This window comes from Tropicimonas sp. (assembly GCF_047971885.1).
Taxonomy (GTDB): Bacteria; Pseudomonadota; Alphaproteobacteria; order Rhodobacterales; family Rhodobacteraceae; genus Tropicimonas.
Genome location: NZ_JBKEAE010000184.1, coordinates 24,878 through 46,405 on the forward strand (window position 1 = coordinate 24,878; position 21,528 = coordinate 46,405).

The window sequence follows — 21,528 nt, forward strand, 5'->3', positions numbered from 1 at the left end:
GTCTGTCTCCTCAGCGATAGGTCACGGACTTGACGGCGGCGATCACCTCGGCCGTCGTCACCAGCGCATGTTTTTCGAGGTTGGCAGCATAGGGCATCGGCACATCCTTGCCGGTGCAGTTCAGGACCGGGGCGTCGAGATAATCGAACGCGTTGGTCATGATATAGGCCGACAGATGATTGCCGATGGATGCGACGGGCCAGCCTTCCTCCACCGTGACGCAACGGTTTGTCTTCATGACCGAGGCAAGCACCGTCTCGTAGTCGATCGGTCGCAGCGTTCTGAGATCGATGACCTCTGCCTCGATCCCCTCCCTGGCGAGTTCATCGGCCGCTTCCAGTGCATAGGTCATTCCGATGCCGAAGGAGACGATGGTCACGTCCTTTCCCTCGCGCCAGATACGCGCCTTGCCGAAGGGAATGGTGAAGTCCTCCAGCACCGGCACTTCGAAAGTGCGGCCATAGAGGATCTCGTTTTCGAGGAAGATAACCGGGTTCGGATCGCGAATGGCGGTCTTCAGCAGGCCTTTCGCATCGGCCGCGCTGTAGGGCATCACCACCTTCAGGCCGGGAATCTGCGCGTACCAGGCGGCATAGTCCTGGCTGTGCTGGGCGGCGACACGCGCGGCGGCGCCGTTGGGGCCGCGGAAGACGATGGGGCACCCCATCTGGCCGCCCGACATGTACAGGGTCTTGGCGGCAGAGTTGATGATCTGGTCGATCGCCTGCATGGCGAAGTTGAAGGTCATGAACTCGACGATCGGGCGCAGCCCTGCAAAGGCAGAGCCAACCGCGAGGCCGGCAAATCCATGCTCGGTGATCGGAGTGTCGACCACGCGCTTGGGGCCGAACTGATCCAGAAGACCTTGCGAAATCTTGTAGGCACCCTGATATTCGGCGACTTCCTCGCCCATCAGATAGACGGTTTGGTCGCGGGTCATTTCCTCGGCCATGGCGTCGCGCAACGCTTCGCGCACGGTGGTCGATTTCATCGCGGTCCCGGCGGGGTAATCCGGTTCGATCGCCCGGCTCTGTACCGGTGCGGCCGGAGCGGCGGCGGGGGGCGGTGCGTCAGGTTGCGCCGAGGGGGCGGCGGCTACCGGTGCCGCAGCGCCCGCGCTTGCAACGGCGTCCGCGTCTTCGCCCTCTTCGACCAGAACCGCGATGGGGGTGTTGACCTTGACGCCTTCTGTTCCCTCGGGGATCAGGATCCGGCCGACGATTCCGTCGTCGATGGCCTCGAATTCCATCGTCGCCTTGTCGGTTTCGATCTCGGCCAGAATATCGCCCGACGATACGGTGTCGCCTTCCTTGACGAGCCATTTCGCCAGCGTCCCTTCCTCCATGGTCGGCGACAGAGCGGGCATCAGTACTTCAATTGCCATTCTCGTTCCCCCTCAGGCGTTCTGTGCCGCGTCGGCGTAGATGTCAGTCCAGAGTTCATCGAGCGGCGGCTCGGGGCTCTGCTTGGAGAATTCGGCCGCGTCGTTGACGATATCCTTGATCTCCTTGTCCACCGCCTTCAGTTCGTCCTCGGTGGCGTGGTTTCCGGTCAGCAGAAGCTGGCGCACGGCTTCGATCGGGTCGCGCTCTTCGCGAACCTTCTGGACCTCTTCGCGGGTCCGGTATTTTGCCGGGTCCGACATCGAGTGGCCGCGGTAGCGGTAGGTCTTGACCTCGAGAATGTAGGGGCCCTTGCCGGCCCGGCAATGTGCGATGGCCTTTTCGCTGGCCGCCTTGACCGCCAGCACGTCCATCCCGTCGACGGCCTCGCCGGGAATGCCGAACGCCTTGCCGCGCTCGTGGATCTCCTGGCTCGATGTCGAGCGCGCCTGCGCCGTTCCCATCGCGTACTGGTTGTTTTCGATGACGAATATCACCGGCAGCGCCCAGAGCGCCGCCATGTTGAACGTCTCGTAGACCTGTCCCTGGTTTGCCGCGCCATCGCCGAAATAGGTGAACGAGACCCGGCCGTTTTCCAGGTACTTGTTGGCAAAGGCCAGCCCGGCACCAAGCGGTACCTGTGCACCGACAATACCATGCCCGCCGTAGAAGTGCTTTTCCTTCGAGAACATGTGCATCGAACCGCCCTTGCCGCGGGAATAGCCCCCTTCGCGGCCGGTCAGTTCCGCCATGACGCCACGGGGATCCATGCCACAGGCCAGCATGTGGCCGTGATCGCGGTAGGAGGTGATGCGCTTGTCGCCTTCTTCGGCCGCAGCCTCCATCCCGACGACAACGGCTTCCTGCCCGATATAGAGGTGACAGAATCCGCCGATCAGGCCCATCCCGTAGAGCTGGCCGGCCTTTTCCTCGAACCGGCGGATCATCAGCATGTCGCGATAATACCCAAGCAGTTCCTCTTTGGAGACGTTTGGTTTCTTGGTGGTGGTTCGTCTCGCCGCCATCAGCAGGCCCCCCCTGAACGAAAAATAGTTTAACGTTGAATTATCCTCTAGCAGGTTGCGAGGGGCGCTGCACAGGAAAAATCGACGTGGCGGAAGAATGCCGGGAAAAACCGGTGAGAACCCGTCATGCACATGGTGGGACGCTTGTCGACCGGGGAACTATGGCCTAGCGGATGACGATTTCGTCGTTGCGGATCAGGCCCAACACGTCGCGCGCCTGTTCGTCCAGAAGGTCGAGGTCGAGAAAATCCTCGGACAGGCGATGGGTCAGGTTGCGCATCTGCGCAACCTTCGCCCTGAGCACCTCGCGTTCGGCTTCGAGCATGCGGGTCTCGGCCTCGATCTCGACACGCCGGAACAGGCCGAAATCCCCCTGCACGGCGGCAAAGGTGAAATACATCGCCAGCGAGAAGACGATGGTCAGGAAAATCGCCGATTTGACCCCGGGGCGGGATGCGGAACCGCTCATGAATGTGCCTCTTCTTGCGCCTCTTTGCGGGCGCCGGTCCCGCGACTCTTGCACAGGCGACCTGCCTTGTGAATCCCGGAACCCGGATGCCGGGTGCAAATCACCCGCTCTGCCACGGAATGTTTGGTGCTATGGTGTTCCGGCAACAGAAGGGGCACCCAACGATGAACGGACTGCCGGGTAGGGGCGAGTTGCCGACACATCGTGTCGAAAACCAGCCCTTTGATACAGAAGATCCCGATCTTTTTGCCTGCGACCCGGCGCTGCGCGAGCACGCGCGCAGGGCGGGTTGCGATATGGCGGCCCTTGCCGGCCTCGGCAAGGCGCTTGGAGCAGCGGAGACGCGCGAAGCGGCGCGCGAAGCCGAACGGTATCCGCCCGAACTGCGCCTGTTTGACCGTTACGGGCGGCGGCTGGACGAGGTCGCCTTTCATCCGGCCTACCATCACCTGATTCGGCTGGCGCTGGAGGCGGGGTATACGGCGCGTCCGTGGGGCGGCGGGCCGGGCGGGCATGCGACCCATGCGGCGATGGTTTACCTGTTCAGTCAGGTCGAACCGGGGATTTGCTGCCCGGCGACCATGACCTATGCGGCGGTGCCCGCGCTGGCGGCGGATCGGGCGCTCGACGCGCTCTGGCGGCCGCGGTTGACGGCGGCGGCCTATGACCCGTCGGTCAGTCCCGTCGATACGAAGCCGGCGGCGACGATGGGGATGGCGATGACGGAAAAGCAGGGTGGCTCGGACCTGCGCACCAATACCACCCGGGCCGAACCGGACGGCGAGACCTATCGGCTGACCGGCCACAAGTGGTTTTGTTCGGCGCCGATGTCGGACGGTTTCCTGACCCTCGCCCAGGCGCAGGGAGGACTGACCTGCTTTCTGGTTCCGCGCTGGCTCGACGAGGGCCGGAATGCGATCCAGATCCAGCGTCTCAAGCACAAGCTCGGCGATCGCTCCAACGCTTCTGCCGAGATCGAATACCACGGCGCGCATGCCTGGCGACTGGGTGAGGAGGGCGACGGGATCCGCTGCATCCTGCCGATGGTGCACCACACGCGGCTCGACACGGCGCTTGCCCCTGCCGGCCTGATGCGCGCAGCACTGGACGAGGCGCTGCGCTGGTGCCGCCGGCGGACGGCGTTCCAGCGGCGTCTGATCGATCAGCCGCTGATGCGTACGGTGCTGGCCGATCTTGCGCTCGAGGTCGAGGCGTCGCTGGCTGTGGGTCTGCGTGTCGCCGAAGCCTATGACGGCCGCGGCGAGGCCGCGCGTGTCCTTTCGCGGATCGCCGTTGCGCTGGCGAAATACCTCAACAACAAGCGCGCCCCCGCAGTGATCGCCGAGGCGATGGAATGCCTTGGCGGCATGGGTTATGTAGAGGATACGCCGATGCCGATGCTCTATCGCGAAGCCCCGGTCAATTCGATCTGGGAGGGATCGGGCAATGTGATCTGTCTCGATATCCTGCGCACGCTGTCCCGCGTACCGCTGGCGGCCGGGGCGCTCGCGTCCGAGCTTGACGCCGCAACCGGTGCCAACCGGCATTACGATGCGGCGCTGGCGGATTTCCGCAGCCGCTGGCCGGGCGTTCCGCCCGACGGCGAGGCGCGACTGTTCGTCGAACGTCTGGCGACGCTCTTCACCGCTTCGGTGCTGCTCGGGCGGGCGCCGGCGGCAATCGCCGACGGCTACGCCGCAACACGGCTTGCGGCCGGCGGACGGGGGATGACCTGCGGTGCGGTTGCGGGGCTAGACGCCGGCGCGATCCTGAAACGTGCCGATCCCGCCAAGTGACGGGAAAGGGAAAGGCGCGCGGAAGACCGCGCGCCCGGGGTTGCCGATGGCCGGAGCAGGATCAGGCCTTGCCCTTGTAGATGTCGACCAGATTCTGGAACATCTGCAGCGCCTCGTCGCGCGGACGCTGGAACGAGTTGCGCCCGATGATCGAGCCGTTGCCACCGCCGTCGCGAATGGCGCGGGCGTCGTCGTAGACGCTTTCCGAGCCCTTCATGGCGCCGCCCGAGAACACGACGATCCGCTTGCCGGCGAAGCAGGCGTCGACGCAGTGCCTGACGCGCGCCGTCAGGGTCGAGATGTCGATCTTCTCGGCATCGTATACCTTGCGGGCCTCGTCCTGCATGATGTGATCGGTGGTCAGCTTGATCTTGATGATATGGGCGCCGAGCAGCGCCGCGATATGGGCGGCATAGGCGCCGACATCGATCGCGGTTTCGCCGTCCTTGGTCACGCCCTCACCGCGCGGATAAGACCAGATCACGGTGGCGATCCCCTTGGCGGCGGCCTCGCGGCGCATCTCGACGATTTCTTCGAACATGTCGAACATCACGTCGGAGCCGGGATAGATGGTAAAGCCGATGGCCGATGCGCCGATACGCAGCGCATCGTCGACCGAGGCGGTGATCGCCTGGTTCTTGGCGGCGGTCGGCGACATCAGCGAGTTGGCCGAGTTGACCTTGAGGATGGTCGGGATCTGGCCGGCGAAGGTATCCGCGCCAGCTTCAAGCGATGCGAGCGGCGCGGCATAGGCGTTCAGCCCCGCGTCGATGGCAAGCTGGTAGTGGTAATGCGGATCGTAGCCGGCCGGATTCTTGGCGAAGGAGCGGGCCGGGCCGTGCTCGAAGCCCTGATCGACGGGCAGGATGATCATCTTGCCGGTACCGCCAAGCTTGCCGGCCATCAGCATCCGGCAGAGGTTGGCCTTCACACCCGGGGTCTCGCCTTCGTAATTGGCGAGGATCTTGCTGACGGCTCGTGTGGCTTTCATGGATTTCGATCCCTGTACTGTGGATTGCATTCGCGGCGTAGAATTCGCGACGCGCCCGCGCAAGCGGCATGACGAAATGCGGTCGCTAAGTCGCAGTGTGAGCGCTAAAGATGCCACTTTCCGGCAGCCGAACGCCGGTTTTCGCCTTATGGGTTGGCACAGGTATGCCGTTGGCGCATGGCCGCACACCGACAGCCCGGCCGGCGATTCGCCCGACAGAAGCTATCGACTGCCCGGGATATCGGGCTTTTTGCGAGATTCGCGGTCCGATGGGTATCTCGGTCTTTGCGTTCGCGGTGGCGGAAAGAGCCCATTTTTTCCCGAATGAACAAGACACCCGGGCGCGGGACAAGGCCGAAGGCCGCCGCGCCAGCGCCTGGCCGTTCCCGCGGCCAGGCGCTTTGGTGACGACCGCACGACGTTCATATAGCGCGCGGACGTGGCTGGTATAAAGCACAACGTTCGAAGGGCAGAGCGCCTGCCCACGGCCATGCGCCGGCGCGGCTTGCGCCCCCGTCCGAACAGCAGCTTCGTCCGCGTAGCAGACGGCCGCCTTGAACCGGTCCTGACCGAGCTTTGGGGTGCTTCCGCCTGACGCGCTGGCCCCGTCGGGTCGGCGATCCTGGCGGTGTGCGGCGAAAATGCCGGCACCTGGCGGGTGTTTGCAGCGTCAGGTGGCCGCAACAGGAAGCTCGCGGCGCAGGCGCCGCGACCTGTTGCAGGTGCGGCCGGCGGACGGGCTGACCCGTCGCGCCGCCATTCGCGTGTCAGCCGAGCGCCGCGACGCCGGGCAGTTCCTTGCCTTCCATCCATTCGAGAAAGGCGCCGCCCGCCGTCGAAATGTAGGTGAAGTTGCCCGCCGCGCCCGACTGGTTCAGCGCCGCGACGGTATCGCCGCCACCGGCGACCGTTTTCAGCTTGCCCTGGGCGGTCAGGTCGGCCGCCGCCAGCGCGGCGTCGAAGGTGCCCCTGTTGAACGGCTCGATCTCGAAGGCGCCGAGCGGGCCGTTCCAGATCAGTGTCCTGCACTTCGAGAAGAGCGTTTTCAGCGCCTCGACGGTTTCGGGACCCGCGTCGAGGATCATGCTGTCCGCCGGGCATTTGTCCGCCGGCAGCACCTCGAAATCGGCGCCCGCCCTGAACTCCCTGGCCACCACGATGTCGACCGGCAGGTGGATGGTGCAGCCCGCACCGTCGGCCTTGGCCATGATCTCGCGGGCCGTGTCGGCCATGTCGCGCTCGGCGAGCGAGGTGCCGATCTCGTAACCCCTGGCGAACAGGAAGGAGTTGGCCATACCGCCTCCGATCACCAGATGCTCGACCTTCTCGATCAGGTTGCCCAGCAGGTCGAGCTTGGTCGAAACCTTGGCACCGCCCACCACGGCGGCAACCGGACGCTCGGGATTGCCGAGCGCGCTTTCCAGCGCTTCGAGTTCCTGTTGCATCAGGCGCCCGGCCGCCGAGGGCAGGCGGCGCGCAATACCCTCGGTAGAGGCGTGCGCCCGGTGCGCGGCCGAGAAGGCGTCATTCACGTAAACATCGCCAAGCGATGCGAGAAAATCGGAAAAACCGGGGTCGTTTTCGGTTTCCATCGGCGTGAAACGCGTATTCTCGATCAGGATTACCGATCCGGCGGGCTCCGCGTCGATCAGCGCCCGGCTCGGCTGCTCGATGAAGATCACCTTCTGGCCGAGTTTCTCTTCCAGCGTCGGAACAACGATCCTCAGGCTCATCTCGGGCACGACCTTGCCCTTGGGCCGGCCGAAGTGTGCCAGCAGTACCGGCTTGCCGCCCCGGGCCAGAATATCCTTGATTGTCGGTACGATGCGTTCGATCCGCGTGGCATCGGTAACGACGCCGTCTTTCACCGGTACGTTGATATCGACACGGACGAGCACTGTCTTGCCGGCCAGATCCATGTCGTCGAGAGTTTTCCAGCTCATGAGAGAAGCTCCTTTGGGAACGGTCGCGCCTGCTCTAGCGCAAGCGCGTGCGCGCAGCTATGGGCTTTCGGTTTCCGCTAACGCGGTTTAGGGTCGCGCCGACCCTGCGGCGGCACCGCCGCGACGCTTGCAAAGGAGAGCCTGATGGCAGAAATCACCGATCCCGAAAACACGATCATCGTCACCCTGAAGGCTGGCGAGGTCGTCATCGCGCTTCTGCCCGACGTTGCACCCAAACACAGCGCACGCATGAAGGAACTTGCCCGCGCCGGCGCCTATGACGGCGTGGTCTTCCACCGGGTGATCGACGGCTTCATGGCCCAGACCGGCGATGTGGAACACGGCAAGTCCGGCGGCAACCTGCGCCGCGCCGGAACCGGCGGTTCGGATCTGCCCGACCTGCCGGCCGAATTCTCGAAGCTTCCGCATGCGCGCGGAACGCTGGGGGCGGCGCGTTCGGCCAATCCGAACTCGGCCAACAGCCAGTTCTTCATCAACTTCAAGGACAACGATTTTCTCAACGGGCAATACACCGTCTATGGCCGGGTGATCGACGGAATGGCGCATGTCGACCGGATCGCCCGTGGCGAGCCGCCCGCCGAGCCCGACCAGATGATTACCGTAAGGGTGGCTGCCGATGTTCAGGCGTGATCTTCTGGCCGGCCTCGTTGCCGGCATGCTTGCCTTGCCCGCGCTTGCGGCCGAGGATGGCCCGGGGCCGAATCTGGTGATCGAGGTCGGCGGCGACACGCAGGGCACCATCGTCGTCGATCTTCTGTCGGATGTGGCGCCCGGACATGTCGAACGCCTGACCCGACTGGCCGAATCCGGCGCCTATGACGGCGTGGTCTTCCACCGCGTGCTCGACGGGTTCATGGCCCAGACCGGCGATGTCCAGTTCGGCAAGGGCGGCGCAGACATGCACCGCGTCGGAACCGGCGGATCGGACATGCCCGATCTCGATGCCGAATTCTCGGATCTGCCGTTCGAGCGCGGCACCGTCGGCATGGCGCGTTCGGCCAGCCCCAACTCGGCCAACAGCCAGTTCTTCATCATGTTCGCCCCCGCGCCGCACCTGAACGGCCAGTATACGGTGGTGGGCCGGGTGATCGGCGGCATGGATGTGGTCGACAGCATCAAGCGCGGCAGCCAGACCGCCAACGGTGCGGTGCTCGACCCTGACCGCATGGTAAAGGTCGTCGTCGAACGCTGAGCGATACGAAAACAAAATGCGGCCCGTTCGGCCGCATTTCTTTCGGGCGCCGCCGGATACCCGGTGGTCAGGGAATGATGCGGCGGTACTTCGTGCCCTCGACCGTGGCGCCGGCGATCAGCCCGGCCTGGCCGAAGACCATGGCGATAACCGGATCGAGCGCCGTCAGCGTTTCGGCCGAAAGGTTGCCGCCCTGATCGACCCAGGCATATTCGGCATCCGCACCGGCCGACCATCCCGCCGAGGTGCGGAAGGACCGCAGCGCCTCGGGTGTCATGAAGAACAGCGCGTGGGCGTATTGCTGGGCGCCGGCCTGAAAGCCGAAATTGGCCTGAACGGCCTCGTAGTAATCGACCGTGGCGTTGTCGATGCGCAACGCGCCGGTGCCGTAGCTGCCGCCAACCCCCAGCCCCGCCTTGGTGATGAGCGGCATCCACAGGACGCCGGCGGCCTTCTGCTCCAGTTCCGACGTGCCGGTATAGCTGTTGAACAGGTAGGTGCGCGTCGCGTCGACGCGGCTGTCAATGCGCGCGGCGCCGTTAGAGTTGACGCCGTTGGCACATCCGGCCAGCGCCACGCTGCCAGCCGCCGCACCCAGAAACCCGCGTCGGGTGAGAAGGGATGTGGAAATCATCAGACTGCCCTTGATATCTTGTTCATGCCTCTGTCCGGCGTTGTGGCCGGTTGGCAACGTTATAACCCAAGTCGCGCCGGGTGTCACCCTGTCGCGCCCATTGTTGGCCCGATACCGCCGGGAGCGAAGGTATGCCGCAAACCGATACGCAACCGAACAGGGGCACGGATACATCATGACCGATCTTCCCAACCCGCCTGCATCGCTGCTGACTGTCCTCGGTGTCAGCTCTCCGGTGCCGGTTGCCGATACGACGATCGCCCGTGTCTGGAAAGTCGTCAAAGCGGATGGCGGATATGCCGCCCTGAAATGTTACAAGAACCGGGATTGCGGCGGAGAAATTCCCGGAATTGCGTTCCTGCGGACGCTCGACGGAGAGGCGGCGGCGCGCATCTGCGGGCAGGGCGCAGGCTCCGTGCTGGTGGAATGGCTCGACGGACCGTCGCTCGGCGATCTGTCACGCGGCGGTCGGGACGACGAGGCCAGTCGCGAACTTGTGACGGTTGCGGCGCGGTTACATCGAATTCCGCGTGGTGTGCCGATGGCGCTTCCATCGCTGTCCGAATGGTTCGCGTCGCTTTTCGAAATGCGGTTCGCTTCCGGGTGCGGGTCCGAACTGCGCCACGATATCGGGCGCTCCCGTCAGATCGCCCGACATCTGCTTGCAACCATGACCGGTATCGTTCCGCTTCACGGTGACCTGCATCACGACAACATCCGCCATGGCGAACGCGGCTGGTGCGCCTTCGATGCGAAGGGTGTGCTGGGCGAACGCGCCTATGAACTGGCCAATGCCTTTCGCAACCCCGACGGTGTGGACGACCTGATGCGGGATCCGGCACGTATCCGGCGGCTGGCCCGGTCGTGGAGCGCTGCCTTCGAGGTGGAGGAAACACGCCTTCTGCAATGGGCGGCGGCGCATTGCGCGCTGTCCATCTCGTGGCGCCACCCGGTGCTGGACAGCGATGGGGACGCGGATCTTCTGCATATCCTTCTGGCGGTACTGGACAGCACCCTGCCGCCTCAGCCCTCGCGCAGCCGCCGCGCCACGCGGGGGGCGAAATAGGTCAGAACCCCGTCGCATCCGGCGCGCCGGAAGGCGGCGAGGCTTTCCAGCATCACCTTCTCGCCGTCGATCCAGCCGTTGGCGGCGGCGGCCTCGATCATCGCGTATTCGCCCGACACCTGATAGGCAAAGGTCGGTGCGCCGAAGGTTTCCTTTACCCGCCGGCAGATATCGAGATAGGGCAGGCCGGGCTTGACCATCACCATATCGGCGCCCTCGGACAGGTCGCGTTCGATCAGGCGCAGTGCCTCGTCCGAATTGCCGGGGTCCATCTGATAGGTCTTCTTGTCGCCGGTGAGCGCGCCGCTCGCCCCCACCGCATCACGGAACGGGCCGTAAAAGGCGCTGGCATATTTCGCCGCGTAGGACATGATCGTCACGTTGCTGTGGCCGGCTGTCTCCAGTGCGGTGCGCATCGCGCCGATCCGGCCGTCCATCATGTCGGACGGGCCGAGGATATCTGCCCCCGCATCGGCCTGCGCCAGCGCCATCTTCACCAGGCAGCCGACGGTTTCATCGTTGACGATCTCGCCGTCGCGCACGATGCCGTCGTGACCGTTGATGTTGTAGGGGTCGAGCGCGATATCGGTCATCACCGCGATGCCGGGCACCTGCCGCCTGATCTCGCGTATGGCGCGGTTGCACAGGTTCTCGGGGTTCCACGCCTCCTCGCATCCGGCGGTTTTCAGCGCGGGATCGGTGTAGGGAAACAGGCAGATCGCCGGTATGCCAAGCTCCGCCGCCTCGGCCGCCGCCGCAACCGTCAGATCGACCGAGCGGCGGAAGACACCGGGCATCGACGGGACCTCCTCGCGCACGCCGCTTCCGTCGCGCACGAACACCGGCCAGATCAGGTCGTCCACGCCGATGCTCGTTTCGCGCACCAGCGCCCTGAGCGGCGCCGTCCGGCGCAGGCGGCGGGGGCGTCCGGCGGGATAGGGGGCAAGCGTGGGGCGCATGACAGGGGTCCTTCGGCTATCGGCGGATGGTGCGGCAGCTTGCACGGAATCTCCCGCGCCTCAAGGGCAACATTCGGCGCACAAGGTTCCGGGTTGCGGAAACCGGGGCCGGGGGCTACGTGACTTGTCGGCGACAACAGCGGCGGGAGGTCTGCGTTTGCAGGACATGTACCAGATGGTGTTCGAACTGATCGACATGCGGTCGTTCTCGAACCTGTGGTACTGGATCGTACTCGCCGTGGTCTGGTCGTCGGCCAGCCACTGGGTGTTGGGCGTGCCCTATGACATGGTGATCCGCGCCCGCCGCCATGGCGGCGATGCCGAGGCAGATTTGCGCGACATGGTTCGCATCAACGTCAACCGCCTGCAGTTCATGGTGCGGCGGTCGGGTCTGTGGATGCTTGGTCTTTCCTGCTTTTTCCTCACCTCGCTGGGGATTATCGGCTTTGTCTACGCGGTCGAATTCGCGCAGGCGGTGTTTCTGATCGCCCTGCCGCTGAATGGCGTTCTGGCATTGTCGATCCGCACGGCGCGCCGGATACGCGCGGCGGACGGCGTCGGCATGTACAACATGCTGGTCCGCCACCGGGTCGCTACCCAGATCGTCGGCATGGTGTCGATCTTCGTCACCGCCTTCTGGGGCATGCTGCAGAACATGGCGCTCGGCGCGTTCTGATGCTGCGCGCCGCGCGCTTTGCCGTTGACACAGGCGCAGGCATTACTAGGTGAGGCGCCATGACCCCGGCCACACATATCCTTGCAGGCGGAGCCCCCGAGGGGTTCGACGCGCTGCTGCTCAGACGCGAGCTGGAAAAGGGCGCGCCTGTTGTTCATGTCGCACGCGACGACAAGCGCCTTGCCGCAATGCGCGCCGCGCTTGCGTTCTTTGCCCCCGGCGCCATCGTGCTCGATTTTCCGGGGTGGGATTGCCTGCCCTATGATCGTGTTTCGCCCAACCCCGACATATCGGCCACCCGGATGGCAACGCTGGCGGCCCTGACCGCCGGCGTTCCCGGCCCCTTCGTGCTGCTGACGACCCTCAACGCGGCAACCCAGCGGCTGCCGGCGCGCGAGGTCCTGCGCGAGGCGGCCTTTGCCGCCCGTGTCGGCGGGCGGCTGGACGAGGCGGCGCTCAGGTCGTTTCTGGTCCGGATGGGGTTTTCGCAGGCACCCACCGTGACGGAGCCGGGCGATTATGCCATCCGCGGCGGTATCATCGACATATTTCCGCCGGGCCATTCCGGGCCGATCCGGCTCGACCTGTTCGGCGATGTGCTGGACGGCGCGCGCCGCTTCGATCCGGCGACACAACGAACCACCGAAAAGCTTACCGCCATCGAGCTTGCCCCGGTGTCCGAGGTGATCCTGGACGAGGCAGCGATCACCCGTTTCCGGCAGAATTACCGGATCGAGTTCGGGGCGGCGGGGGCCGACGATCCGCTTTACGAGGCGGTGTCAGCCGGGCGCAAGCACGCAGGAATGGAACACTGGCTGCCATTCTTCCACGAGCGGCTGGAAACGCTGTTCAACTATCTCCCCGGCGCCACCGTGATGCTCGACGATCAGGTCGAGCCGGCGCGGATCGCCCGCTGGGACGGCATCGCGGACAGCTACGAGAACCGTGTCGAGGCGATGAAATCCAGGGCGCGGCTCGATTCGGTCTACAAGCCCGCGCCGCCGGCGTCGCTCTATCTGGACGATACGGGCTGGGGGCAGGCCGTCGCAGGGCATCGGGTGTTGCGGCTGAACGCCCTGCCGCAGGGCAGCGGCCCCGGTGCGATCGACGCGGGCGGGCGTATCGGGCGCAACTTCGCACCCGAAAGGCAGCAGGAAAATATCAGTCTTTTCGGTGCCCTGGCAGATCATATTCGTGCGAAACGCGAGGTTGGGCAGGTGGTTGTCGCCAGCTATTCCGAAGGTGCGCGCGAAAGGCTGGCGGGGCTGATCGCGGATGAGAATGTCGTCGGCGCGACCGAGATCGACAGCTTCCGCGACGTGCCCGAAGGCAAGGGCGGGCTTTATCTGGCGGTCTGGGCGCTGGAGCATGGCTTCGAGGGCACGGGCCTGACCGTTATCTCGGAACAGGACGTTCTGGGCGACCGGCTGATCCGCAAGCCGCGCCGCCGGCGGCGGGCCGACAATTTCCTGACCGAGGCGCAGTCGCTTTCTCCCGGCGATCTGGTGGTGCATGTCGATCACGGCGTCGGGCGCTATATGGGGCTCGAGATCGTCAATGCGCTCGGCGCCGATCACGAGATGCTTCACCTCGAATACGCCGAGGGCGCGCGGCTCTATCTGCCGGTGGAGAATATCGAGCTGCTATCGCATTTCGGCCACGAGGAGGGGCTGCTCGACCGGCTGGGCGGCGGGGCCTGGCAGGCCAGGAAGGCGCGGCTCAAGGAGCGCATCCGCCAGATTGCCGACAAGCTGATGCGGATTGCTGCCGAACGGGCGCTGCGCAAGGCGCCGGTCCTGCACACCGACCACCACGCGTGGGAGGACTTTGCCGCCCGCTTTCCCTATGAGGAAACCGACGACCAGTTCAAGGCGATCGAGGATGTGCTCGAAGATCTCGAACGCGGCATCCCGATGGACCGGCTGATCTGCGGCGATGTCGGCTTCGGCAAGACCGAGGTCGCGATGCGCGCCGCCTTCGTCGCCGCGATGTCGGGCATGCAGGTGGCGGTGATCGCCCCGACCACGCTGCTTTCGCGCCAGCACACCCGAAGCTTTGCCGAACGGTTCCGGGGCTTTCCGCTCAGGGTCCGCCAGCTTTCGCGGTTCGTCTCGGCGAAAGAGGCGGCAGAGACCCGCAAGGGCATCGCCGACGGTTCGGTCGATATAGCCATCGGTACCCATGCGTTGCTGGCCAGGGGGCTGAAGTTCGCCAACCTCGGGCTGCTGATCATCGATGAGGAGCAGCATTTCGGCGTCTCCCACAAGGAACGGCTGAAGGAAATGCGCTCGGACATCCACGTCCTGACGCTGACCGCAACGCCGATCCCGCGCACGCTCCAGATGTCGCTTTCGGGGGTGCGGGATCTGTCGATCATCGCCACCCCGCCGGTGGACCGGCTGGCGATCCGCACCTATGTGAGCGAATTCGATTCGATCACCATCCGCGAGGCGCTGCTGCGCGAGCATTACCGGGGCGGGCAGAGCTTCTATGTGGTTCCGCGCATTTCCGACCTGCCCGAGATCGAGGAATTCCTGCGCGAGCAGGTGCCCGAAGTCACCTTTGTGGTGGCGCACGGCCAGATGGCGGCGGGCGAACTCGACGATCGGATGAATGCGTTCTACGATGGCAGGTACGATGTACTGCTGGCCACCACAATCGTGGAATCGGGGCTCGATATCCCGACCGCCAATACCATGGTCGTGCACCGGGCCGACATGTTCGGGCTGGCGCAGCTTTACCAGATACGCGGCCGGGTGGGGCGGTCGAAAACCCGCGCCTATGCCTATCTGACCACCAAACCGCGCCTGAAGTTGACCGATGCGGCTGAGAAACGCCTGCGCGTGCTTGGCTCTCTCGACAGTCTGGGTGCCGGCTTCACGCTGGCGAGTCAGGATCTCGACATTCGCGGCGCCGGCAATCTGGTGGGCGAGGAGCAATCGGGCCAGATGCGCGAGGTGGGCTACGAGCTTTACCAGACCATGCTGGAGGAGGCGATCGGCAAGATCAAATCCGGCGCCTTCGAGGGGCTGACCGACGACGATGGCCAGTGGGCGCCACAGATCAACCTTGGCGTGCCGGTGCTGATCCCCGAGGATTACGTGCCCGACCTCGATGTGCGGCTGGGGCTCTACCGGCGGCTTTCGGGTCTGTCGACCAAGGTGGAACTCGAAGGGTTCGCCGCCGAACTGATCGACCGGTTCGGCAAGCTGCCGAAAGAGGTCAACACCCTGCTTCTGGTGGTGCGGATCAAGGCGATGTGCAAGCGTGCCGGCATCGCCCGGCTCGACGGCGGGCCCAAGGGTGCGACGATCCAGTTCCACAACGACAGGTTCGCCAACCCTGCCGGGCTGGTGAGCTTCGTTCAGGCGCAGGACGGGCTGGCCAAAGTCCGCGACAACAAGATTGTCGTGCGGCGCGACTGGACGAACAATGCCGACAAGATCAAGGGCGCCTTTGCCATTGCCCGCGATCTGGCCGAACACGCATCGGCCGGCCGTGCGGCATGATAGCGCAGGACGATTACCCGGTGGCCGGTGGCGTTAACGATTGCTTAACATTCCGCCATGCGCGTGGGTGTTGTTCTTTCCCTGCTGTTGATAACGACGGCAGCAACCGCCGAACCCCGGATCGTCGTTCCGGCCCGGCCGGATGTTCGCGACGCGCTGCTGCAACTGGCCGCGGCCTATGATTGCAGCGACAAGTCCTGCAAGCAGATGAGTTCGTGCGACGAGGCCTGTTACAAGCTTGTCGTTTGCGGCCAGAAAAAGCGCGACGGCGATAACGACGGGATCCCGTGCGAGAATGTCTGCTCCGCGCGGTGCGAATAGCCCGGCCGCCACGCCCTGCACAAACCCGGGCGGGGCTGTCTGCCCAAGGGTTTCCATCCTTTCGAAGACATTGCATCATGGTGCCGAACGCGATCTGACAGTGGCATGGCGCTGGATGGGCGCGGGTGCTTTCTTCTCGAACGGAATGACGGACGGATACCGATGAACGCCGCTCTCAACGCTCCGGTACAGAGCATCGCGCTTGTCCTGGCTGCGACCTTTTCGTTTGCGCTCGGCGATGTCGCGACGAAATATCTCGCCCAGCATTACCCGGTGCCGGTGATTCTGATGGTGCGATATCTGGTGAACGCGGTGCTGATCGGTGTGTTCATCTATCCCCGGATCGGCAGCGCGGTGTGGGCAATGCGCAATCGCACGGTCGTCATGGCGCGAAGCCTCTGCCTCGCGCTGGCGTCGCTGACGCTGGCTCTTGCGCTGCGCCTGATGCCAGTTGGTGAGACGATCGCCATCGTTTACCTGAGCCCCTTTCTGGTCATGCTGCTGTCGGCGCGGCTGCTTGCCGAACCGGTGCCGCGCGGTGTCTGGGTGTGGGCATTCGTCGGCTTTGCCGGCGTGTTGCTGATACTGCGGCCGGGTGGCGGCCTCGACCCGGTGGGTGCCGTCTATGCGGTGATCAACGCGGGTCTGGCCACCGCCTATCACCTGCTGACACGCCTGGCGTCGCGGACCGAAACGACCGTTGCGCTCCAGTTCCACGCCGCCTGGGTCGGGGTTGTTGTCTTCACCCTGTGGAGCCTGCCGCTGCTGTCGGCGATCAGACTCGGGTGGACCGATGCCCTGCTGATGATCGGGCTCGGCCTTGCCTATTCGGTCGGGCATTACCTGTTCACCGCAGCCTACCGGCTTGCCCCGGCCGCGTTGCTTGCGCCGGTCAATTACTCGCATCTGGTCTGGGCCGGCGGTCTGGGCTTTCTGTTCTTTGGCGATTTCCCCGACAGGATCAGCCTGATGGGCATGATTCTGGTTGGGCTATCGGGGGTCGCCATCGCATTGGCGGCGCGGGCGCGGCGACCGGTTGCCGCGACGGAGCGGATTTCTCACGGCTGATCGCCGTCGCGGCGGATCATACCAATGGCGCCAAAAAATGACCGGTGGGTGCCACCGCAAGTCCGCTTCGAGCCCGTTGTGACGACAATCAACTGGCATAACGGCGGACGGGCGCCGCCCGGGCCGCGTGCGCGGCTGTTCCGGGCGAAGGGAGAACGGCAGAAAAGCCCGCACTGCCAACTCTTGCGAACAGTCGCTTCTTGTGGCCGCTGGTTTCAGAGGCCGGGGGCAAAGCGGCCGTAACTGCCGAGCGCAAAGACCAGCGGCGCGCCGGGCGTGTGCTGCACCTGCTCGACCAGCCCCAGCACGATGGTGTGGTCGCCCGCGCCGTGGGCGGCGAAATGGCGGCAGTCGAGCCGGGTGATGCTGCCAGCGATCCGCGGCACGCCGTTCGACCCCTCGTGCCATTCGATTCCGTCGAAATTGCGCGCCTCCTGCGCGAACCGCTCGCAGATGTGAAGCTGATGCGCCTGAAGGACATGGATTGAAAAGAACTGCGCCGCGACAAAGGCATCGTGGCGCGGCGAAACCACGGCAGGGGCCCACGACACCAGCGGCGGGTCAAGCGAGACGCTCGAAAAGCTGTTGGCGGTAAAGCCCATCGGCCCGGTTTGGTCGCGGCAGGTCACCACGCAGACCCCGGTCGCAAAGGCGCCGAGCGCGGTGCGCATGGCCCGTTCACGGCCCGGTCCGGGCGAGAAAGTCGCAGTCATTCCTGTCCTTCCGGTGTGTGGTTCACGGAACCTCGTGCCCAAGCGCGGCGGTATAGAGCAGGTACCATGTCTGGCGGTCCATGTTGACCTTGAAAGCGTCGGAAACCGTCCGGATCCGGTCGAGCGTATTGCTGCCGAAGACGGGCAGGATGCAGGCGGGATGCGCCAGCAGCCAGGCAATCGCCACATGCATCGGTTCCACGCCGTCGCGCGCGGCGATTTCCCTCAGCGCGGCGTTCATGGCGGCGTGACCGGACGACATGAGCGCCCCGCCGGCCAGCGGCGACCAGGCCATCGGCGCGATGTCCCGCTCCTGCAGAAAGGCCAGATCGCCGTTGCTGAAGGCGTCGTTCGCCAGCAGCGAAAGCTCGATCTGGTTGGTGGCGAGCCGCGTTTCCATGGCGCCTTGCAGCAGCGTCCAGTCATGCGGGCGAAAGTTCGAAACCCCGACCGCGCGCACCTTGCCCGACGCCACCGCCTCGTCCAGCGCCCGGCCGGTCCCGACCGCGTCCATCAGCGGATCGGGGCGGTGGATCAGCAGCAGGTCGATCCGCTCGACGTTCAGCTTGCGCAATGAGCGGTCGATGCACCCGGCGATATGCGCTGCGCCGGTGTCATAATATTTCACCCTGCGGCCGGCGTATTTGCCGATCGGCGCCACGATCCCGCACTTGGTGACGATCTCCATCCGCTCGCGCAGGTGTGGCGCGGCCGCCAGCGCCGCACCCAGCACCGCCTCGGCCCGGTATGCGCCATATATATCGGCCTGATCGAACGAAGTTATGCCCTGTTCCAGACAGGCCTCGATCTTGTGCTGCACATGCGCCGGCGAGGTGTCGCTGTCGTCGCAGAGCCGCCACATGCCATAGACGATCCGGCTGAGTTCCAGCCCGACGGTCAGTTCGACCCGTTCCATGATCGCTCTCCCTTCCGGTTCGCGATGCAAACCATCACAAAGCGGCGGCGGTGACCAGAGCGGCGCGGCCATCTGTCTGCCGTTTCGCCGTGCAGACCTGCGACGAGTGTGATTGACTGCGCCGCGATCGACCCATGCCGAAGACCGGAGGCCAGAAATGAACGGTGCCGAATCCCTCGTCGAAACGCTGCTCGCAGCGGGTGTGGATGTCTGTTTCGCCAACCCCGGCACGTCCGAGATGCACTTCGTCGCCGCGCTCGACAGTCACCCCGGGATGCGCTGTGTTCTCAAGCTGTTCGAGGGCGGTGTGACCGGGGCGGCGGATGGCTATCGCCGGATGTCGGGCGGGTTGGCGGCGACGCTGCTGCACCTCGCGCCGGGGTTCGGCAACGGCTATGCCAGCGTGCACAACGCGCGCAAGGCGCATTCGGCGATGCTGAACATCGTTGGCGACCATGCCGATTATCACCTGAAATACGATGCGCCCCTGAAGGGCGACGTGCTGGGAGTGACGCAATCGGTTTCGGACTGGGTGCGGGTCGGCGCCGACAGCCGGTCGGTGGCGGCGGACGGTGCGGCGGGCGTACGCGCGGCGCTGTCGAAGAACGGGCAGATTGCCACCCTGATCCTGCCCGCCAATACCGCGTGGGAGCAGGCGGACGGCCCGGCGCCGATGGCGCCGCCCGCGCCGCTGCACCGCCCGCGCCCCGAGCGGATCGCTGCGGTGGCCGGGGTCCTGCGCCAGCCCGGCGCGGTGCTGTTCGTCGGCGGTTCGGCGCTTTATGGCGATCATGCCCGGCTTGCGGGCAAGATCGCCGCACGCACCGGCTGCCGGCTGATGGCCGATCTGTTCGTGCCCCGGATGGAGCGCGGCGAAGGCGCGGTGACCATCGAATGCCTGCAATACCCGGTGCTGGAAAGCGCCGAAATCCTGCGCGACGCGACCCGTCTGGTTCTGTGCGGGGCAGGGCAGCCGGTGGCGTTCTTCGCCTATCCCGACAAGCCCTCGACCCCGGAGCCCGGCGATTGCGGGATCATCGACCTGTGCGATCCGTCGATGGATATCGGCTGGACCCTCGCGGCACTGGTCGAGGCGACCGGGGCCACCGATGCCGTGCCGCTGGACCTGCCGCGCGATCTGCCGGAACTGCCCGCAGGCGCGCTCGATGCCCGCAAGGTCGCGCAGGCGGTGGCCGCGCTGCTGCCCGAAGGGGCGATCGTCGTCAACGAGAGCATCACCGCCGGCCAGCCGCTTGCGGATGCAACCCGCATGGCGCGGCGCCACGACTGGCTTGCCAATCCGGGCGGTGCCATCGGCGCCGCGTTGCCGCTTGCGGTGGGCGCGGCCATTGCCTGCCCCGAGCGCAAGGTGATTGCCGCCACCGGTGACGGGTCGGCGATGTACACGCTCCAGTCGCTGTGGACCATGGCGCGGGAAGGGCTCGATGTGACGGTGATCGTCTATGCCAACCGGGGCTATCAGATCCTGCGCGGCGAGTTGGCCAATGTCGGGGTGCAGCAGGTCGGGCGCAACGCAGCGCGGATGTTCAACCTGGAGGGGCCGGAACTCGACTGGGTGGCACTGGCGCGCGGGCACGGGGTAGAGGCCGAACGGGTCGAGGATGCCGAGGGGTTCGCGGCGGCATTCCGAATCGGTTTGTCGCGCCCGGGACCCTTCCTGATCGAGGCCGCCTGCTGAAAAGCTGTATTTTGAATGAGTTAATGATCGTTAACACATTCTAAACTCCGCAGTGCAATCGTTGACACGAAAGTCGCCACGCGCCGGGGGTCCCATGCCCGAAACTGCCCCTTCCCGTTTATCGGCTATTGTGCCGTCCGGATATTCGCCACAGGAACTCGGTCTTTTGAAAGAGGATGGCGAAACCGCGTTTCGGCATGTCCTGCGTGCGGCCTTGCGCACGCTGGCGGCACCGCGCGCCTCGATCGTCGTTGTCGGCGGGCCGCCCGGCCGGCCGGTCGTTCTCGGCAGTCTCGGGCTGCTGCCTGCGTGTGATGATGTGGTCGATGCCGTGTCGTCGCGGCCCGAACATATGCTCTGCGAGCTTGTCTTGCAGCAGGGCCGGCCCGTCAACGTGCCATGGGTGCCTGATCATCCCCGCTTCGCCGCCATCCCCGATACTGTGGCGGCGCATTTCCGCGCTTGCCTTGCCGTGCCGGTATTTGCGCCGGACGGGGCGGTTTATGGTGCGCTGATCGTTGCTGACCGCGTGCGCCGGGACTGGCCGGAGGACGATCTTGTGGCGCTCGGGGATCTTGCCCGCTGCGTCAGCGACGTGATCGCGCTGCGCACCCGGCTGCATGTGCTGCGCAGCCTGACCGGCAAGCTGGAGGCCGCGCCGGAGCGCGAGCACAGGCTGCGCGCATTGCGCGATTCGATCTTCGAGGGGCTCACCGCGCCGGCCGGAAATTCCGAGGAACGGCTGATCGCGTTGCTGGCGGCGGGCTGTCGCGCCTTTGGCATGGACGCCGGCGCGATCACCCGGGTGAGCGGCGAAAGCGGCATCATCGTGGCACAATATTGGCACGATGGCAGCGCGCCGGTGCCCGAGGAGCGCCGTGTGGCCGGTGCGCTGACGCTCGATGTCCTGTCCGGCCGCGACGTGGTTCATTGCCGCGACTGCCTCAATTCCTGCCGGCAGGAGTGTGCCGGCTTCGACAATCGCCGGCCGGGGGCGTGTATTGCGGTTCCGCTGGTACTGGACGGCATTCTCTATGGCGCGCTGGAGTTCATCGGCCGCGACCCGCGCGAGGCGGACTGGAGCGCGGACGAATGCGCCGCAGTGCGGATCATCGGCGCGCTGGCGACAACGCAGCTTGGCGTGATGG

19 protein-coding genes are annotated in these 21,528 nt (G+C 65.4%); 10 read left to right on the forward strand and 9 right to left on the reverse strand.

The features are described 5' to 3' along the window. Positions 1-10: 10 nt before the first annotated feature. The 3 genes from ACK5IR_RS15770 to ACK5IR_RS15780 form a co-directional block, all read right to left on the reverse strand. Complete coding sequence (locus ACK5IR_RS15770) at positions 11-1,384, reverse strand: pyruvate dehydrogenase complex E1 component subunit beta (RefSeq protein ID WP_416930155.1); 1,374 nt, start codon at positions 1,382-1,384, stop codon at positions 11-13. A gap of 12 nt (positions 1,385-1,396) precedes the next feature. Continuing rightward, positions 1,397-2,407, reverse strand: a complete 1,011-nt coding sequence (gene pdhA / locus ACK5IR_RS15775) for a pyruvate dehydrogenase (acetyl-transferring) E1 component subunit alpha (protein ID WP_416930157.1) — start codon at positions 2,405-2,407, stop codon at positions 1,397-1,399. A 166-nt stretch (positions 2,408-2,573) separates the two neighbouring features. Next, entirely contained in the window at positions 2,574-2,876 is a 303-nt protein-coding gene (locus tag ACK5IR_RS15780) for an FtsB family cell division protein (protein ID WP_416930159.1), read from the reverse strand. Between the two features lie 164 nt (positions 2,877-3,040). On the opposite strand from ACK5IR_RS15780, the gene ACK5IR_RS15785 reads away from it, so the two are divergent. After that, positions 3,041-4,672 carry an acyl-CoA dehydrogenase family protein gene (locus tag ACK5IR_RS15785; protein ID WP_416930161.1) on the forward strand — a complete coding sequence of 544 codons (1,632 nt, stop codon included), beginning with the start codon at positions 3,041-3,043 and terminating at the stop codon, positions 4,670-4,672. Positions 4,673-4,733: 61 nt separating this feature from the next. Here ACK5IR_RS15785 and ACK5IR_RS15790 read toward each other — a convergent pair whose 3' ends face one another. Next, positions 4,734-5,663, reverse strand: coding sequence for a class I fructose-bisphosphate aldolase (locus ACK5IR_RS15790; RefSeq protein ID WP_416930163.1), 930 nt, complete (start codon positions 5,661-5,663; stop codon positions 4,734-4,736). A gap of 767 nt (positions 5,664-6,430) precedes the next feature. After that, positions 6,431-7,606: a phosphoglycerate kinase gene (locus tag ACK5IR_RS15795; protein ID WP_416930165.1), complete on the reverse strand. Its 1,176-nt coding sequence runs from the start codon at positions 7,604-7,606 to the stop codon at positions 6,431-6,433. Between the two features lie 144 nt (positions 7,607-7,750). Here ACK5IR_RS15795 and ACK5IR_RS15800 point away from each other — a divergent pair, with 144 nt between their 5' ends. After that, on the forward strand, positions 7,751-8,257 hold the full coding sequence (locus ACK5IR_RS15800) for a peptidylprolyl isomerase (RefSeq protein ID WP_416930167.1): 507 nt from the start codon (positions 7,751-7,753) through the stop codon (positions 8,255-8,257). Then, entirely contained in the window at positions 8,244-8,819 is a 576-nt protein-coding gene (locus ACK5IR_RS15805) for a peptidylprolyl isomerase (RefSeq protein ID WP_416930169.1), read from the forward strand. The genes ACK5IR_RS15800 and ACK5IR_RS15805 overlap by 14 nt, the downstream gene beginning before the upstream one ends. A 67-nt stretch (positions 8,820-8,886) precedes the next feature. Here the strand turns inward: ACK5IR_RS15805 and ACK5IR_RS15810 are convergent, their stop codons facing one another. Further along, on the reverse strand, positions 8,887-9,453 hold the full coding sequence (locus ACK5IR_RS15810) for a YSC84-related protein (protein WP_416930171.1): 567 nt from the start codon (positions 9,451-9,453) through the stop codon (positions 8,887-8,889). A 175-nt stretch (positions 9,454-9,628) separates the two neighbouring features. On the opposite strand from ACK5IR_RS15810, the gene ACK5IR_RS15815 reads away from it, so the two are divergent. Then, the gene (locus ACK5IR_RS15815) at positions 9,629-10,519 is read left to right on the forward strand and encodes an aminoglycoside phosphotransferase family protein (protein WP_416930173.1); all 891 of its coding nucleotides are present in this window, start codon (positions 9,629-9,631) and stop codon (positions 10,517-10,519) included. On the opposite strand, the gene hemB is transcribed toward ACK5IR_RS15815, so the two are convergent. Continuing rightward, complete coding sequence (gene hemB, locus ACK5IR_RS15820) at positions 10,477-11,478, reverse strand: porphobilinogen synthase (RefSeq protein ID WP_416930175.1); 1,002 nt, start codon at positions 11,476-11,478, stop codon at positions 10,477-10,479. The two genes, ACK5IR_RS15815 and hemB, sit on opposite strands and share 43 nt — an antisense overlap. A 166-nt stretch (positions 11,479-11,644) precedes the next feature. On the opposite strand from hemB, the gene ACK5IR_RS15825 reads away from it, so the two are divergent. The 4 genes from ACK5IR_RS15825 to ACK5IR_RS15840 all read left to right on the forward strand — a co-directional run bounded on the left by ACK5IR_RS15825 (position 11,645) and on the right by ACK5IR_RS15840 (position 17,052). Continuing rightward, entirely contained in the window at positions 11,645-12,154 is a 510-nt protein-coding gene (locus tag ACK5IR_RS15825) for a component of SufBCD complex (protein ID WP_416930195.1), read from the forward strand. Between the two features lie 59 nt (positions 12,155-12,213). Next, complete coding sequence (mfd, locus tag ACK5IR_RS15830; RefSeq protein ID WP_416930177.1) at positions 12,214-15,663, forward strand: transcription-repair coupling factor; 3,450 nt, start codon at positions 12,214-12,216, stop codon at positions 15,661-15,663. Between the two features lie 57 nt (positions 15,664-15,720). Then, positions 15,721-15,984 carry an excalibur calcium-binding domain-containing protein gene (locus tag ACK5IR_RS15835; RefSeq protein ID WP_416930179.1) on the forward strand — a complete coding sequence of 88 codons (264 nt, stop codon included), beginning with the start codon at positions 15,721-15,723 and terminating at the stop codon, positions 15,982-15,984. Between the two features lie 162 nt (positions 15,985-16,146). Next, positions 16,147-17,052: a DMT family transporter gene (locus ACK5IR_RS15840; RefSeq protein ID WP_416930181.1), complete on the forward strand. Its 906-nt coding sequence runs from the start codon at positions 16,147-16,149 to the stop codon at positions 17,050-17,052. A 215-nt stretch (positions 17,053-17,267) separates the two neighbouring features. Here ACK5IR_RS15840 and ACK5IR_RS15845 read toward each other — a convergent pair whose 3' ends face one another. Both ACK5IR_RS15845 and ACK5IR_RS15850 read right to left on the reverse strand, forming a co-directional pair. Next, positions 17,268-17,765, reverse strand: coding sequence for a flavin reductase family protein (locus tag ACK5IR_RS15845; RefSeq protein ID WP_416930183.1), 498 nt, complete (start codon positions 17,763-17,765; stop codon positions 17,268-17,270). Between the two features lie 22 nt (positions 17,766-17,787). After that, positions 17,788-18,681 carry an aldo/keto reductase gene (locus ACK5IR_RS15850; RefSeq protein ID WP_416930185.1) on the reverse strand — a complete coding sequence of 298 codons (894 nt, stop codon included), beginning with the start codon at positions 18,679-18,681 and terminating at the stop codon, positions 17,788-17,790. A gap of 157 nt (positions 18,682-18,838) precedes the next feature. Between ACK5IR_RS15850 and ACK5IR_RS15855 the strand changes: the two genes are divergently transcribed. After that, positions 18,839-20,380: an acetolactate synthase large subunit gene (locus ACK5IR_RS15855; protein ID WP_416930187.1), complete on the forward strand. Its 1,542-nt coding sequence runs from the start codon at positions 18,839-18,841 to the stop codon at positions 20,378-20,380. A gap of 166 nt (positions 20,381-20,546) precedes the next feature. Next, the coding region (locus ACK5IR_RS15860; RefSeq protein WP_416930189.1) for a GAF domain-containing protein at positions 20,547-21,528 on the forward strand (982 nt) is incomplete at its 3' end.